Origin of the sequence: Erwinia sp. MMLR14_017 (genome assembly GCF_033657285.1) — a bacterium.
Taxonomy (GTDB): domain Bacteria; phylum Pseudomonadota; class Gammaproteobacteria; order Enterobacterales; family Enterobacteriaceae; genus Erwinia.
Genome location: NZ_JAWVWP010000006.1, coordinates 121,990 through 136,717, shown reverse-complemented (window position 1 = coordinate 136,717; position 14,728 = coordinate 121,990). Strand labels below are relative to the sequence as shown.

The window sequence follows — 14,728 nt, the reverse complement described above, 5'->3', positions numbered from 1 at the left end:
GCTATTTTGCCTCGGTGGCTTTCAGCAGTTGCTGCAATACCCGCTGGGTAACAGCCAGCTCATCGCGGTTGATCCCTGACAGCAGTTCGGTTCTTAACCTGTCAGCCTCGATTTTGAGTTTTTGATAGAGCGCTTCCCCTTGCGGCGTAACGTGCAGAAGACGCTTACGACGATCCTCCTCCGGCTGAATACGCTCCACCAGCTGCTGTTTTACCAGACGATCTATCAACGGCACCACGCTGGCATCCTCCAGCCCAAGCGCCTGAGCCAGCTCTTTCTGGCTGATTGGCGCTTCCTGAATGGCAATTGTGGCTACTGCCATCCAGCTGCTCATGCTCAGCCCGTCATCTTTCATGCGGCGATCGACAGCCTGACGCCATGCGTGAGCCGTCAAATGGAGTAAACGAGAAAAATTGAGTTCCTGAGCATTCAAAATGTAGAGGCCTGATAATTAGAGGTCTAACTAAATTAATGGGGTAATTATAAACAAGGATAATAGACGTCAGGAAGAGAGAGAGGGACAAAAAAGTAAAAAATCGGGTGGGTTTACTCTGAAATTGCGTACCACTTTCCGGAAGAATTTTCGCAGGATTGCGAAATCTTCTGCCCTGGTTGTATCCTGAGAGCAGAGCTTGCCTGAGGGATCGGCTGATGAATAAACCTGACTGGGTAGAGATTTCCAAAGATGAAGAGATGCCGGTGGAAGCCATTCGCGCCCATTTTACCGGACACGCCTACGATCCTCACTGGCATGATAGCTGGCTGGTTGGCGTCACTGAGCAGGGGGTGCAGCAGTTTCACTCCCGTAAAAAGAAGCATCAAAGTTACCCAGGTACGGTGTTTCTGCTGGAGCCAGGGGAACTGCATGACGGCGATGCCGTTGACGAAAGCGGTTTTACTTACCGGATGCTCTATATTGACGCCGCATTTATGCAACAGCAGCTAAGCACGGTGTTCAGCTCCGTTCCCGACAGCTTTGAGCTGAATTTTGCCCGCACGCTTTCTGGCGACCGCAAGCTGGCGCACGCGACCTTTCATGCTTTTCAGTGCCTGCACGATCGGGAGCTGAAAATTGTGAAAGAGACGGCCATGCAGCAGCTGTTGGCAGCGCTGACGCAGCACCAACACTGGCGAAAAGCGATTATAGTGCCGCAGCACGAAAAAACGCTCGCCCTGAAAACCAGAGAGTATCTGCATGACCATTTGCATGAAAATATTGGGCTGAGCGATATTTCCAACGCGCTTGGCGTAGATCGTTTTCGTCTCTCCAGGGAGTTTCAGGCCAGGTTTGGTCTCCCCCCTCACGCCTGGCTCGTTCAACTACGGCTGACCCATGCCCGCAGATTATTATCCCAGGGTAAAGATCCTGCTGATGTGGCCGCGCAATTGGGTTTCGCCGATCAAAGCCATCTGGGACGCTGGTTTCGCCGCGCTTATCAACTGACGCCTGCCTGGTATCAACGCTGCTGCACAAATCTTCCAGACTGAGCAGCACTCTTCTCTTACCCTGCTGGTTTTCAGCCTTAAGGAGAAGTGCCAGATGAACGATCTGCGTTGCGTTGTGATTTTGAATACTGAACTACCCGTGGGAAAAGCGGTGAATGCAGCCGCCGTGATCTCATTAACATTAGGCCAGCGACACCCCGGATTTGTAGGTTCGCAACTGGTAGATGGCAGCGGTCAATCGTACCCCGGCCTGATCCCGGTAGGCATCCCGATCCTTGCTGCCAGTAATGATCAGCTGGTGACGCTGGTTAATGAGTGTGGGGAGCAGGCTTTTGATACCATCCTTTTTCCCGTAGAAGGACAAATGACCGTAGATTATGGCGCGTTTTGTGAAGCTGTCCGGCAAATCCCAACCTCAAACCTGCAGCATCTTGGTTTGGGCATCGTGGGTGAGAAAAAAGCGCTGCGCAAACTCACAGCAAAACTAAAATTGTTTGGTTAAATGAAAGCCACAAAAAGTTTTGCCCCTGAGCGGTTTCACAGACCAGGCGCCAAGAAGCGATCTTGCTTTAACGTAACGAGAGCGATTTGACTATTTACAACACGAACAAATAACCTTAATTTAATTACGGGTAACCGCTCTGCTTTTTACGAGTAACCAGGCAGGAATACCTGGCGAGCGGTTAACTTCTTTTTCAGAAAAGAGGTCAGAAACCAAAAGGATTAGGTTATGTACTACCGCCAGGAAGTCATCAGTTATTTACAGTCAAATAAAATCCTCGCATTAAAGCTCGAACATGCTTTATCGGGCGTCGCAGAGTCGGTATCAAACCACCTTACGATGATACAGGCAGGCGCAAAACGCGCGCTCTATTACACCTCCTGCTTTACCGACGAATACCAGGATGTCTGCCAGCAACAAAAAATCGAGGATATTCGATTTACTAAAGGAATTTATTACCTTTTGCAGCACGGCGATGTCGTTTACGAAATGCTGAAAATTTATTTCGAAGAAATTTTCAAATACAAAACATCCGATCAACTCGAACAGATCAAACAAATGCTTATGGCTGTTAATGTCCATATTGCAGCCAGCTCACTCACAAACATTGGTTTTGCATTAGCTACAGCATCTGCGGTCGCTATTGGCATGAATCTTAATCTTGAAATCAGCGCGCTGACGGGCCGGTGGGCTATGAGGGGAGCGATGGCTGTTGGCACATATGGCGTTGTGCAGAAGGCCGCAGAAAGTGCCATTCGCCTCAACATAACTTATCCTGCATATTACGCTGCGCTATATGCTCAAGAGCTGGAAATGATGTACTTCCTGATAGATCCACTGTTTGAAAGAGCTGAGGCGCTTAGGGCACAATGGATATCGGATGATGGTATTGCTGACATCATCACCAGGATGATTAGATAATGATTATAGATCTGATCAAAAGATTCTTTAAAAGAATATTTAAGTCACTGATTTCAATATATGGACCTTCTGTCCTGACAATTATATTTGCCGTAGCCCAACAGGCTTTTTTTTCCAACACACCAATCTGGCTAATCCCTTTATTTTTATTATTTACCCTGATTATCTTTGGCCGCTATGTTAAATGGTAATATTCTGGCAATTAGCATTATTTGAGATCAATTTATCAGGAAATCACATGTCAACACCCGCACACTTATGGCTTGAAGATGAAAACGGCTCTCCAGTTGTCGGTAGCTGTACGATGCCGCTGCGCTCAGGCTCCATCTCTAGCGGGCTTTACCGCATGGTTAAAACATTATGTCAGGCGGATTCTGGAAATAATTAAGATTAAGAAAGCATGATTATTCAGGCATGTGACAACTTATATGTTTACATAATGAACAGACGCCATTATCTTTTGTATGGTTAGTTTAAAAGGCTAATGACCAAAAGGATGAGGTTATGTATTACAACAGTGATGTTATAACTTTTCTGCAAGTAAATAATATACTCGCGCTAAAGCTCGATCATGCATTGGCTGGTGTGGGCAAGGTCGTTTACAGTCAGATTGATTTCGTAGCAGCAGGCGCAAAACGCACATTGTTTTACACATCATGTTTTACGGATGAATACCAGGATATCTGCCAGCAACAAAAAATCGAGGATATTCGATTTACAAAAGGAATTTATTACCTTTTGCAGCACGGCGATGTCGTTTACGAAATGCTGAAAATTTATTTCGAAGAAATTTTCAAATACAAAACATCCGATCAACTCGAACAGATCAAACAAATGCTTATGGCTGTTAATGTCCATATTGCAGCCAGCTCACTCACCAGTGCCGGCTTTGCTTTAGCTGCTGCATCAGTTGTAGCCGTCGGCATGGATCTAAGTCTCGATATGAGCGTTTTAGTAGGAAGCAGGGCAACAAAGGTTCTGGCAGGGGCTAGCCTGTATGGCATCGTTCAGAAAGCAGCAGACAGTGCACATCGCCTTCACTTTACCTACCCCGCTTACTATTCTGCGCTATACGCTCAAGAACTGGAAATGATGTATTTCCTGATAGAGCCATTGTTCGAGCGGGCCGAGGCCTTAAAGGCACAAAGGGCAAGTGCTGGTGAAATTGCAGACATAATCATAAAAATGATTCGATAAGCACAATGACGATGAATATATTTAAAAGATTATTTAAACGAATATTTAATTCCCTGATTTCCTATTATGGCCCTGCTGTATTAACACTATTGTTTGCAATGTTCTTTTTCCAATTGTTCCCGAATGGGCCTTTATGGCCTGTGCCTCTATTTTTCATTTTTATGGTTTTTTGTTTTGGATAACGGAAAAATTAAACTCAGTACTAATAACACTATTCAAATCTCTCTTATAAGGAAATCACATGTCAACACCCGCACACTTATGGCTTGAAGATGAAAACGGCTCTCCAGTTGTCGGTAGCTGTATGATGCCGCTGCGCTCAGGCTCCATTGAGCTCAAGTCATTCTCTCACGGTGTGACCATTCCTGTAGATCCCAACTGGGGAAAACTCACCGGAACGCGTGTTCACCGCCCTATAACTATTGTTAAAGAATTCGACCAAACCACCCCGCTACTGTACCGCGCGGTCTGCGAAGGCCGAACCATGAAGAAGGCGACAATCAAGATGTACCGTATTCTGGAATCAGGCATCGAGGCCGAGTATTTTAATATCATTCTGGAAAACGTCAAAATCACAACGGTTTCGCCTTATCTGGCGCCAAATGGCATAAGCAGCACTCATCTGGAAACGCTCGAATTGCGCTATGAGGCGATCACCTGGAAGTACACGGAAGGTAATATTCTTTACCGCGATTCGTGGAACGATCGCGCTACGGCTTAGAGATGAAAAAGCCACGCATAAGCCTGTCTGGATGTCATGCAGAAATAGCAGGCACAAAAGACTCACCCTCAGGCGGTTCCATGACGTTGCACAAAATCATTGCTTTTATTGCTTTTTAATCGATAGAAATAATGGTGTTGAGGCGGGATTTGCACCCGCACAGCCATAAGCTGAGGGATTTGAAAATTGCATGCCATATCCATATTTATTAACACGGGAACAGATGATCAGCGTTTAAGAGCAGCGGCCGTTGCGCAGGTACTCTTTGCAAGCAGCCTTTTTATTAAAAAGATCGGCTTATCGGGAGAGCGGCTCTCGCTTCTTAACGAATTAACTCTGCCACAGCCATGGTGAAAACTACGATTTCGTCACTTTTATTTGAGTAGGCATGCGGGATATCCGTATTAGCCACTGCTGAGCACCCCTGCCCGACCACGTGTTCATTATTGTTGATGGTCAGCGTCAGGTTTCCCTGCTCCACATGAAGTAATTCAAGCGTTCCGGCGGAATGGGCCGTCGCCTGATAATATTCCCTGGGGAACATCTCCCAGCGCCATAGCTCAATCATGTCCGGGCCACGGGTGCCTGCCAGTAAGCGTGCCGATCCCCCCTGGTCTCCTCTCCATAATACTGGAATATCATCAGAACTGATCACAGTGACAGTGGGTGCGCTGCTAACGTTAACAATATCCGCCACAGACAAACCCATTGCTGTCGCCAGCTTACACAGGATGGCGATGCTTGGATTCGCTGCACCCTTTTCCAGTTCAACCAACATTCCTTTACTGATCCCTGCCAGACGACAGAGCTCATCCTGTGAAAAACGGCGTGCCTTCCGGAACGCTTTGATCCTTTCTGATACCGCACTATTGATATCCTGTATCGCCGTATTCATCTGCAAGGGCTTATTGACTTTACTCTTCATCGGTCATTATCATGAACTAAATTAGTCGTTAAAGGATTATCCGATGTTTATTGTCCACCCGTCAATAGCCCCTTCCATTGCTGATATAGCGCCGGGATTTCGCGCCCTGAGCATCGTCGTTGAAGCAGCGCCAGTCACTCACCCCGAAGTCGGTTCACAGGCGCTGATGAAAGCCTGTGGATCTGTAAAAACAGGCGAGCCAGCCTGGGCTGATGCGCATCTTGAAAGCTGGGCGGAAGTATTCAGAAAATTTGGCGCTAAGCCCAAACGTACGCCCTGCTCTGCGGAAGCCTTGCGGAAACGTATACTGCGCGATGGAAACATGGCAGGCATAGATCCGGTAGTCGATCTCTATAATGCCATCAGCATCGCCTATGCCGTTCCGGTGGGTGGCGAAAACATGGCTGCCTATTCTGGCGCACCTCGACTGGTAGTAGCTGAGGGCAATGAAGTGTTTGATACCATGAAAGAGGGGCAGCCATCGCACGAGTCTCCGGAGCCAGGAGAAGTTGTATGGCGTGATGATATGGGTGTGACATGCCGCCGCTGGAACTGGCGTCAGGGTGTCAGAACCAGGTTAAGTGCTCAGGATAAGCAAATGTGGTTTATTCTTGAGTCCCTTCCGGAGATGCCGCTGGCGAAATTAATCGAGGCGGGTGAAAAACTGACAGAAGGATTAGAAGCAATGATGCCAGGATCGGTCATTACCCAGGAGCTGGTAGGGTTTGGCATTAATAAAGAGTGAATTTTGCTTTCAGCTAGTCAGGGTTCGTTTGATCTTCAGATATTTTCTTAATGTGGCTTGTAAAGGCCACATTTGAAACTTAGCTGACAGTCCCTGAGCCGGGCTTAGCAATGGAAACAAACATTGCCTGGAGAGTTCCGCTAGTCGGAAGCCAGTAGGAGAATTTTATTCAGTCTGCAAAATGGATTTTAAATTGCGTTAAAATTCTTATTTATCAAAAAGATAAGCTAATTTCGCCTGGCATTCACACAAATTCCCATCAGCTTTAGCAGGCTTTTTCGCATGGTTAAAACGTAATGTCAGGCGGATTTTGGAAGTATTTAAGCATAGCTATTCAATTATATGAACCACCTGGATGTTTACATGACGTAAAGATCCCATTATTGTTTGATTAGTTAAGTAGTAATAATCAAAAGGATAGGGTTATGTATTACAGCAGCGATGTAATCAGTTTTCTGCAAGCAAACAACATACTTGCGCTAAAGCTCGACCACGCATTAACAGGCATTGGAAGGGTGGTATCTAATCAAATTGATGTGACAGGAGCAGGCGCACAGCGCGCGCTGTTTTACACATCCTGTTTTACTACTGAATATCAGGATATTTGTCTGCAACAAAAAAAAGAAGATATTCGGTTTCAACGTGGCGTTGTACATCTATTCGAACACGGTAATGTCATCCATGATATGCTTAAAATATATTTCGAAGAAATATTCAGATATAAAACAAGTGACCAATTAGACTTTATCAAAAAAAGTTTAATGACGGTCAATGTTCACATTGCCGCTAGCTATCTAACAAACGCCGGCTTTGCTTTGGCTGTCGCATCTACAGTTGCTATTGGCATGAATATAAGCCTTGATATGAGTGCTTTAGTAGGTGGCAGAGCTGCCGGTCTTATCGGCATTGCTGGTATATATGGAATAGTCCAAAAAGCTGCGGATAGCGCACGCCGACTTTATTATTTAGCGCCCAGTTATTATGCCGCGCTATACGCTCAAGAGTTAGAAATGATGTATTTTCTAATTGAACCTTTATTTGATAGAGCTGAAGCATTCAAAAATGGAGTATCAGACAGCGATATTATAAATACGATAAAAAAGATGGTTGGATAAATGCGCAACATTTTCAAAAGATTCATTAAACGAATATGTAGATCTTCACTTACTTATTACGGCCCAGCCGCATTAACAGTTATTTTCTCATTCACCTTTCTACATTTCTTTCCAAACGGGCCTTTATGGCCAATACTTATATTTATTGTATTAGTAATAACTCTTGTGAAATGGTAACTTCTGGAACAACATATTTATAAGGAATTAATATGTCTACTCCCGCACACTTATGGCTTGAAGATGAAAACGGCTCACCAATTGTTGGTAGTTGCTTGATGCCACTCCGGTTAGGCTCAATCGAATTAAAATCGTTCTCTCACGGCGTAACCATTCCTGTAGATCCCAACTGGGGAAAACTCACCGGAACGCGTGTTCACTGCCCTATAACTATTGTTAAAGAATTCGACCAAACTACCCCGCTACTGTACCTCGCGGTCTGCGAAGGCCGAACCATGAAGAAGGCGACAATCAAGATGTACCGTATTCTGAAATCGGGCATCGAGGCCGAGTATTTTAATATCATTCTGGAAAACGTCAAAATCACAACGGTTTCCCCTTATCTGGCTCCAAATGGCATAAGCAGCACTCATCTGGAAACGCTCGAATTACGCTATGAGGCGATTACCTGGAAGTACACGGAAGGTAATATTCTCTACCGTGATTCGTGGAACGATCGCGCTACGGCTTAGGATAAAAAAGCCCGGCATTAGCCGGGCTGGTGTTGGCAATTACGTCGTTTTGTTGCGTTGCGCTTGCGAACCTTCAGCCGCAGCTTTCAGTTCTGATACTTCTTTTTCCAGCTGATCTGTTCTCTCTTTTAAGGCTCTTACATACATAACCAGATCAGCGACAACAGCGGAATGTTCCCAGCCCCACGGCACATCGTCGGCTATTGGTGGCAGTGCATAGGCTTCACTAACCTCGTTCAGCTCCTGTGCGATGAAGCCCCGGCGCTGGCGGGTTCTGTATTCCCTCGTTACGGCATCTTCCGGCAGCCCTTCGCCTTTCCAGTTAAATTCGCGGGGGCGCAACTTTTCAACACGGCTAATTGCATCATCGGCGTTAACGTCATTGATGTTTGTCTTCAGGTTGGCATCAGACGCGGCGAACGCTACAAGCCCCTTAGACGTTTGAATATCTCCTGATGATTTAAACCGGAAAGTAATATTCCCGTTAGCCGCTTTGCTGGCGATTACATGAATAGCCGCATCAGGATTAGCATTACCCGCAGGCGTGACAAAACCGAAAGAGACGGCACCAGACCAGCCACTCATGGCGAATTTCTGTTTCAGCATCGGCACATAAGCATCGTATCCGATCGTTTGGTTTCCACCGATGTAATAGGAAGCCAGCGAAGAGTATTGCCCAGCCCATGAACCCGCTACTACGAAACTACTCACGATTTGCCGATCCACGCCGATGTTCCCGGCAGCTTTAATATCGATCCCGCCGCCGTGCAAAGCGATTTCCGGGACGATGCCCACACGCCAGACAACATCGCTACTATTCGCCGTCACTTTACCGAATGACCATTCAGCGACATTAGCAGGGGTACGCCCCGAAAGATAAAGCGTGGTCAGCTCATCTGCGCGCGGCGATCGCTCTGGCCGACGAACTGCCCCTGAAATCAGGCCTGAGTAGCCTGTATGTTGTGCATCAGACTAATGGTAGTAAATACACGCGCGATGGGTTTAACAGTGCCTGGGTAAAAGCACGCGCAGCTGCTGAAGCCGTTCACCCTGAATTACAATTTGATTTCACGTTTCATGATATCAAGGCCAAAGGAATATCAGATTTGGAAGGCACGCTTCAGGAAAAACAGGATATTTCAGGACACAGAACCATTACGCAAACAGCACGCTACGACCGTAAAGTTAAGATTGTGCCGGTTGTCGGAAATCAGTAAGGGAGAATTTTTATTCAGTCTGCAAAAAATGATGTCAGGCGGGATGTCAGGCGGAGGTTTTCAGGCACAAAAAAACCGCCCTTGGGCGGTTCGACGACATTGCACAACGTGCTTGTTTTTATTCGTTTTTAATCGGTAGAAAATAATGGTGCCCGGGGCGGGACTTGAACCCGCATAGCCATAAGCCGAGGGATTTTAAATCCCTTGTGTCTACCGATTTCACCACCCGGGCATGGGTGTAAAGTGGAGGCGCGTCCCGGAGTCGAACCGAGGTTCACGGATTTGCAATCCGCTGCATGGCCACTCTGCCAACGCGCCAATCTTGCTGTGCCACCAGAGCCTCTGGTGACTAAAATTTGGAGCGGGAAACGAGACTCGAACTCGCGACCCCGACCTTGGCAAGGTCGTGCTCTACCAACTGAGCTATTCCCGCAAACACCAACTTGTCATAATCGACTGAAGCTGCTGATTTACTTTATCTTCTGACAGACCAGCTGCCTTTCGATGCGTTGCATTCTACTGTTCTGGCGAAATGAGTCAACATAATTATCCCGACTTCTTTCTCGTTTGCTGCTTTTTAAATCGCATCGATCACTGTTCAAACAAATCCTTACGCGAAGCGTTGAGATATTGAAACATTGACCAGAAAGTCAGCACCGCTGCGACGTATAACGCGACAACACCAATTGCCACTACGGTGTTATCCGGGCGCCAGAGCAGCGCAAACAGTGACAGCATCTGTGCAGTGGTTTTCACCTTGCCAATCCAGGAGACGGCAACGCTGCTGCGTTTGCCGATTTCCGCCATCCACTCGCGCAGGGCAGAAATGATAATTTCACGGGCAATCATGGTCGCCGCAGGCAATGTAATCCACCAGGAGTGGAAATACTCTGCCACCAGCACCAGCGCCATCGCCACCATCACTTTATCCGCAACCGGATCAAGGAAAGCACCAAAACGGGTGGTCTGCTTCCAGCGGCGCGCCAGATAACCATCAAACCAGTCGGTGATCGCCGCAAAGATGAAAATCAGCGCACAAGCCAGCGGGGCCCATTCGAAAGGCAGATAAAACGCCAGCACGAAGAAGGGGATCAAAACGACACGAAACAGGGTTAGTAACGTCGGAATGTTAAAATGCATAGTTATGCTAACTGTCTGGGCAGAGTAGAATTTGTCCCTATGTTCCTACATTGCTTCGGGGGTTGCAATGCTTAGTGTTTCAGCGAATAAAAGATTTTTTCCGCCAGCAGCTGCGAAATGCCGGGCACCTTCGCTATTTCTTCCACGGACGCGTTCATCAACGGTTGCAGGCCACCCATGTATTTAAGCAACATCTGACGTCTTTTTGGGCCTATCCCTTCAATCGTCTCCAGCGTGCTGGTGTTCTTCACTTTTGCCCGCTTATTGCGGTGCCCCGTAATTGCATGATTGTGAGAGTCGTCACGAATATGCTGAAGAACATGCAGGGCCGGTGAGTCAGGCGGCAGTGAGAACCCCTCGCCTTCCGGTTCGAAGAACAATGTCTCAAGTCCGGCTTTACGATCCGTTCCTTTGGCAATGCCCAGCAGAATGGGCCGCTCTTTATCCCAGCTGACATCAAGCTCAGCAAAAACGGTTTTCGCCTGCCCTAACTGCCCCTTTCCACCATCAATCAGGATCAGATCCGGTATTTTGCTCTCTTCAAGCTCTTTTCCGTAACGACGGCGCAGTACCTGGTTCATCGCGGCATAGTCATCGCCCGGCGTGATGCCGGCGATATTGTAGCGACGATACTCAGAACGAAGCGGGCCGTTGGCATCAAACACCACGCAGGAGGCTACCGTCTGTTCACCCATTGTATGGCTGATATCAAAGCACTCCATACGGTTAATTTCAGGCAGGTCAAGAACCTCTGCCAGCGCTTTAAGTCGCTGATGGATAGTGGACTGTTGTGACAGGCGGCTCACCAGTGCCGTGCTGGCATTGGTCCTGGCCAGCTTAAGGTAGCGTGCCCGGTCGCCACGAGGCTTGCTCTGGATCGCCACTTTACGACCGGCAAGCTCCGTCAGCGAGTCCGCCAGCAGTTCTTTCTCTGGCAACGTGAAGTCCAGCAGGATATCTGAGGGCAAAGTACGCGCCTGGCTCCCCTGCAGGTAAAACTGCCCGACAAAAGTCTGCACGACCTCAGCCAGATCGGTGCCGCCTGGTACTTTAGGGAAGTAGCTCCGGCTGCCCAGTACTTTTCCCTGACGGATGAACAGCACGTGAAGACAGGCCATTCCGGAATCAAAGGCAACGCCAATCACATCGACATCGTCACCATTGTTGGAGACAAACTGACGCTCCGTAACGCGGCGCACGGCCTGAATTTGATCGCGCAGACGGGCTGCCTCTTCAAACTTCAGATTGGTGCTGGCACTCTCCATACGGGCGACCAGCTGATTCAGCACCTGATCATCTTTTCCCGCAAGGAAAAGCCGCACATACTCAATCTGTTGCGCGTACTCTTCTTCACTGACAAGACCAGCAACGCAGGGGCCAAGGCAGCGACCAATTTGGTACTGCAGACAAGGGCGCGTACGATTACGGTAAACGTTGTTTTCACACTGGCGAACCGGGAAGATTTTTTGCAGCAGAGAGAGCGTTTCCCGCACGGCATAGCCGTTAGGAAACGGGCCAAAATACTCGCCTTTAGCATGCTTAGCGCCACGATGACTCGCCAGTCGGGGATGCGGATCCCCACTTAAAAAGATATAGGGATAAGATTTATCGTCTCGTAACAGGACGTTATAGCGTGGCTGATACAGCTTGATGTAGTTATGTTCCAGCAGCAGCGCTTCTGTTTCGGTATGCGTCACCGTCACATCGATCTGCCGGATGCTCTCAACCAGCGCTTCCGTTTTGCGGCTGGCAAGATTGCCGCGGAAATAACTGGTCAGCCTTTTTTTCAGATCTTTGGCTTTACCGACATAGATAACCGTGTCACCTGCATCATACATGCGATAAACGCCTGGCTGGCTGGTAACCGTTTTCAGAAAGGATTTGGCATCAAACTGTTCATTCACTACTGGTTAACGACTCCGCATTGAACAGGCCATGACGGATGGCCAGATGGGTCAACTCAACGTCACCGCTGATGTTAAGTTTACTAAACATGCGGTAACGATAGCTGTTGACCGTTTTAGGACTCAGATTAAGCTGCTCGGAAATCTCCGCCACTTTCTGACCTTTGGTGATCATCAGCATAATCTGCAATTCGCGTTCCGACAAACTGTCGAAGGGAGAATCTCTCTTTTGCGGCTCGATCTGGCTGAGCGCCATTTGCTGTGCGATATCTGAAGCAATATAGCGCTGTCCGGAATGGACCTGACGAATGGCGCTCACCACTTCCTGAGGAGCGGCTCCTTTGCTCAGATAGCCTGACGCGCCTGCCTGCATCACCCGGGCCGGAAGCGGGTTTTCCGTATGAATGGTCAGCATAATGACTTTGCTGTCCGGGCTGAAACGCACGATTTTCCGCGTCGCCTCAAGGCCACCGATGCCCGGCATGTTCATATCCATCAGCACCACATCCACATTATGGTTGCGACACCACTTCACCGCGTCTTCACCACAGTTCGCTTCGCCAATAACCTGAAAGCCTTTAATATCTTCCAGTATGCGGCGAATACCAGCGCGAACCAGTTCATGGTCATCGACAAGAAAAACGCTAATCAACAGGTCTCTCCGGGTGGGCATCAACAAGAGGTGTATGCATGGATTTGAGCAGCGATCTTACCTCTTTTTGCCTGGTGATTGAACTGAAATAATAGGCTCTTCAGCTTGAAAGCTTTTCACGCTGGCTGGTGGCACTCTGCCTTATCTGTGAGGGATATGTGATATACTTGTTAGCGATTTACAATTTCAGCGCGTGTTTACAACCCGTTGAATTAAAGATGACAAAAAGGAGAAATCATGAGCAACACTGACTTTTCAACCAGCGAAGAGACAAAAACCCTGGCGGAAGAGATGGCCTGTATGAAAGCGCTGGTCACCTTCATGTTAAAAGGAATGGGACAGGCTGATGCCGGTAAAGTCATCATTAACATGGAACGCTACATTGACCAGTTGACCGATCAGCAGCAGGCAGACGTTTTCAGCAGCACCATCAAACAGATTAAACAGGCTTATCGCCAATAAATCTGGCAGCTGGCCCATTGCTTTTCATTCGCCATTATAAGATGGTTATCTTTTATCTCTGAATGAATGGAACAATGGGCTTACTTTTCAAAGCGGTATTGGGCGCACTGGTGGTGGTACTCATCGGGATGTTATCAAAGACCCGCAACTACTATATCGCCGGTCTTCTCCCGCTCTTCCCGACTTTTGCGCTGATTGCCCACTACATCGTGGCCACTGACCGTGGTACAGAAGCTCTGCGAACCACGATTATTTTTGGTATGTGGGCCATTATCCCCTACTTTATTTACCTGCTTTCGCTTTGGTACTTCGTGGGGATGATGCGTCTACCTTTTGCCCTCACCAGCGCCGTAGCCTGTTGGTGTCTGGCCGCCTGGCTGCTGATTACGCTGTGGGCCAGATTCCATCATTAGCGGTTGCGCGCGCCCCAGCTGACAGAGACGCCCAGCGTAGGCAGCACCTCCTCCGGGCTGAAGCGGCGGGCACCATGGAACTTCGCCGCCATATGAGGCTGCTTAACAGGGATCCTTACTGCAAACAGATTATCCTCCGACTGAATCACGCCGGCTGTTAACGGTTCATATATTACCTTGTGCTGCTCAAACATCTGTTCCAGCATCGGGGTAGCCGCACTGTAAAGAGAGTCAATGCCAGAGTGCTCAGCAAGCTGTACGCTGTGCCATAAAATAGTAAGCGGCAGTTCTGGATCAATCTCCAGCCTGGCGGAGAAGCGCGACATTTCCCATATGGGATCGGGCTTTTTACTTTTTTTATTCTGCATATCAATGCCCGGGCCAGCTTCCGGATCCTGCCACTGCATTAATCTTGCACAACCGCAAATCCCGTGCTGGGCATGCCAGGCTATCAGCCAGTTCACATCGGAACGATCGAAGCGATCGTACTCCTGGCCGGGCGTACTCAGACGGGAAGGAATAGACCACCCTTCCCCGCGGGCAAAGACGTTGTAGCGATAGCTTCCTAATTCTGCCAGTAATGAGGATGGCATGTCCTTAAGCTTGGTTTGGATAATTTTCATTATTAATCCCCTGTCGCATTCCCTCGTGAACGCCGCTCCTCACGGCTCGATCAGGG

At 48.2% G+C, this 14,728-nt stretch carries 17 protein-coding genes, 3 tRNA genes and 2 pseudogenes; 12 read left to right on the top strand and 10 right to left on the bottom strand.

The genetic code is table 11. The features are described from left to right. Position 1 precedes the first annotated feature (1 nt). The gene (locus SD961_RS12085) at positions 2-433 is read right to left on the bottom strand and encodes a MarR family transcriptional regulator (protein WP_318790610.1); all 432 of its coding nucleotides are present in this window, start codon (positions 431-433) and stop codon (positions 2-4) included. Between the two features lie 218 nt (positions 434-651). Between SD961_RS12085 and SD961_RS12080 the strand changes: the two genes are divergently transcribed. The 6 genes and pseudogenes from SD961_RS12080 to SD961_RS12055 all read left to right on the top strand — a co-directional run bounded on the left by SD961_RS12080 (position 652) and on the right by SD961_RS12055 (position 4,787). Next, the gene (locus tag SD961_RS12080) at positions 652-1,488 is read left to right on the top strand and encodes an AraC family transcriptional regulator (RefSeq protein WP_318790609.1); all 837 of its coding nucleotides are present in this window, start codon (positions 652-654) and stop codon (positions 1,486-1,488) included. Positions 1,489-1,540: 52 nt separating this feature from the next. Continuing rightward, positions 1,541-1,948, top strand: coding sequence for a DUF2000 domain-containing protein (locus SD961_RS12075; protein ID WP_318790608.1), 408 nt, complete (start codon positions 1,541-1,543; stop codon positions 1,946-1,948). A 228-nt stretch (positions 1,949-2,176) separates the two neighbouring features. Next, a complete protein-coding gene (locus tag SD961_RS12070; protein ID WP_318790607.1) occupies positions 2,177-2,869 on the top strand; it encodes a hypothetical protein in 693 nt (230 codons plus the stop codon). Positions 2,870-3,107: 238 nt separating this feature from the next. Continuing rightward, positions 3,108-3,197 (top strand): annotated as a pseudogene (locus SD961_RS12065) (type VI secretion system tube protein Hcp); the annotation flags it as partial. A 176-nt stretch (positions 3,198-3,373) separates the two neighbouring features. Next, positions 3,374-4,066 (top strand): hypothetical protein, encoded by a 693-nt coding sequence (locus SD961_RS12060; RefSeq protein ID WP_318790606.1) that lies wholly within the window; start codon positions 3,374-3,376, stop codon positions 4,064-4,066. Between the two features lie 241 nt (positions 4,067-4,307). Then, complete coding sequence (locus tag SD961_RS12055; RefSeq protein WP_318790605.1) at positions 4,308-4,787, top strand: Hcp family type VI secretion system effector; 480 nt, start codon at positions 4,308-4,310, stop codon at positions 4,785-4,787. Between the two features lie 322 nt (positions 4,788-5,109). Here SD961_RS12055 and SD961_RS12050 read toward each other — a convergent pair whose 3' ends face one another. After that, positions 5,110-5,712, bottom strand: coding sequence for a helix-turn-helix domain-containing protein (locus tag SD961_RS12050; RefSeq protein ID WP_318790604.1), 603 nt, complete (start codon positions 5,710-5,712; stop codon positions 5,110-5,112). Between the two features lie 43 nt (positions 5,713-5,755). On the opposite strand from SD961_RS12050, the gene SD961_RS12045 reads away from it, so the two are divergent. From SD961_RS12045 to SD961_RS12035, 3 genes are all read left to right on the top strand, one after another. After that, the gene (locus SD961_RS12045; protein WP_318790603.1) at positions 5,756-6,457 is read left to right on the top strand and encodes a B3/4 domain-containing protein; all 702 of its coding nucleotides are present in this window, start codon (positions 5,756-5,758) and stop codon (positions 6,455-6,457) included. A gap of 425 nt (positions 6,458-6,882) precedes the next feature. Continuing rightward, on the top strand, positions 6,883-7,572 hold the full coding sequence (locus SD961_RS12040) for a hypothetical protein (protein ID WP_318790602.1): 690 nt from the start codon (positions 6,883-6,885) through the stop codon (positions 7,570-7,572). Positions 7,573-7,781: 209 nt separating this feature from the next. Continuing rightward, positions 7,782-8,261 (top strand): Hcp family type VI secretion system effector, encoded by a 480-nt coding sequence (locus tag SD961_RS12035; protein WP_318790601.1) that lies wholly within the window; start codon positions 7,782-7,784, stop codon positions 8,259-8,261. 39 nt (positions 8,262-8,300) lie between these two features. Here SD961_RS12035 and SD961_RS12030 read toward each other — a convergent pair whose 3' ends face one another. Continuing rightward, positions 8,301-9,089, bottom strand: a complete 789-nt coding sequence (locus tag SD961_RS12030) for a tail fiber domain-containing protein (protein ID WP_318790600.1) — start codon at positions 9,087-9,089, stop codon at positions 8,301-8,303. 50 nt (positions 9,090-9,139) lie between these two features. Between SD961_RS12030 and SD961_RS12025 the strand changes: the two are divergent. Continuing rightward, positions 9,140-9,478: pseudogene (locus tag SD961_RS12025) on the top strand (integrase); the annotation flags it as partial. Positions 9,479-9,624: 146 nt separating this feature from the next. On the opposite strand, the gene SD961_RS12020 reads toward SD961_RS12025, so the two are convergent. From SD961_RS12020 to uvrY, 6 genes are all read right to left on the bottom strand, one after another. Further along, positions 9,625-9,710, bottom strand: a tRNA-Leu gene (locus SD961_RS12020). A 12-nt stretch (positions 9,711-9,722) separates the two neighbouring features. Further along, positions 9,723-9,796: transfer RNA gene (locus SD961_RS12015), tRNA-Cys, on the bottom strand. A gap of 39 nt (positions 9,797-9,835) precedes the next feature. After that, positions 9,836-9,911, bottom strand: a tRNA-Gly gene (locus tag SD961_RS12010). Positions 9,912-10,069: 158 nt separating this feature from the next. Then, entirely contained in the window at positions 10,070-10,618 is a 549-nt protein-coding gene (pgsA, locus tag SD961_RS12005; RefSeq protein ID WP_318790599.1) for a CDP-diacylglycerol--glycerol-3-phosphate 3-phosphatidyltransferase, read from the bottom strand. Positions 10,619-10,689: 71 nt separating this feature from the next. Next, positions 10,690-12,522: an excinuclease ABC subunit UvrC gene (gene uvrC / locus SD961_RS12000; RefSeq protein ID WP_318790598.1), complete on the bottom strand. Its 1,833-nt coding sequence runs from the start codon at positions 12,520-12,522 to the stop codon at positions 10,690-10,692. Further along, on the bottom strand, positions 12,515-13,174 hold the full coding sequence (gene uvrY / locus SD961_RS11995) for a UvrY/SirA/GacA family response regulator transcription factor (protein ID WP_318790597.1): 660 nt from the start codon (positions 13,172-13,174) through the stop codon (positions 12,515-12,517). The genes uvrC and uvrY overlap by 8 nt, the downstream gene beginning before the upstream one ends. Positions 13,175-13,411: 237 nt before the next feature. Here uvrY and SD961_RS11990 point away from each other — a divergent pair, with 237 nt between their 5' ends. Further along, positions 13,412-13,636, top strand: a complete 225-nt coding sequence (locus SD961_RS11990; RefSeq protein ID WP_318790596.1) for a DUF2594 family protein — start codon at positions 13,412-13,414, stop codon at positions 13,634-13,636. 74 nt (positions 13,637-13,710) lie between these two features. Continuing rightward, the gene (locus SD961_RS11985) at positions 13,711-14,049 is read left to right on the top strand and encodes a GlpM family protein (protein ID WP_318790595.1); all 339 of its coding nucleotides are present in this window, start codon (positions 13,711-13,713) and stop codon (positions 14,047-14,049) included. Here SD961_RS11985 and SD961_RS11980 read toward each other — a convergent pair. After that, positions 14,046-14,672, bottom strand: coding sequence for an autoinducer synthase (locus SD961_RS11980; protein WP_318790594.1), 627 nt, complete (start codon positions 14,670-14,672; stop codon positions 14,046-14,048). The two genes, SD961_RS11985 and SD961_RS11980, sit on opposite strands and share 4 nt — an antisense overlap. Positions 14,673-14,728: the final 56 nt, after the last annotated feature.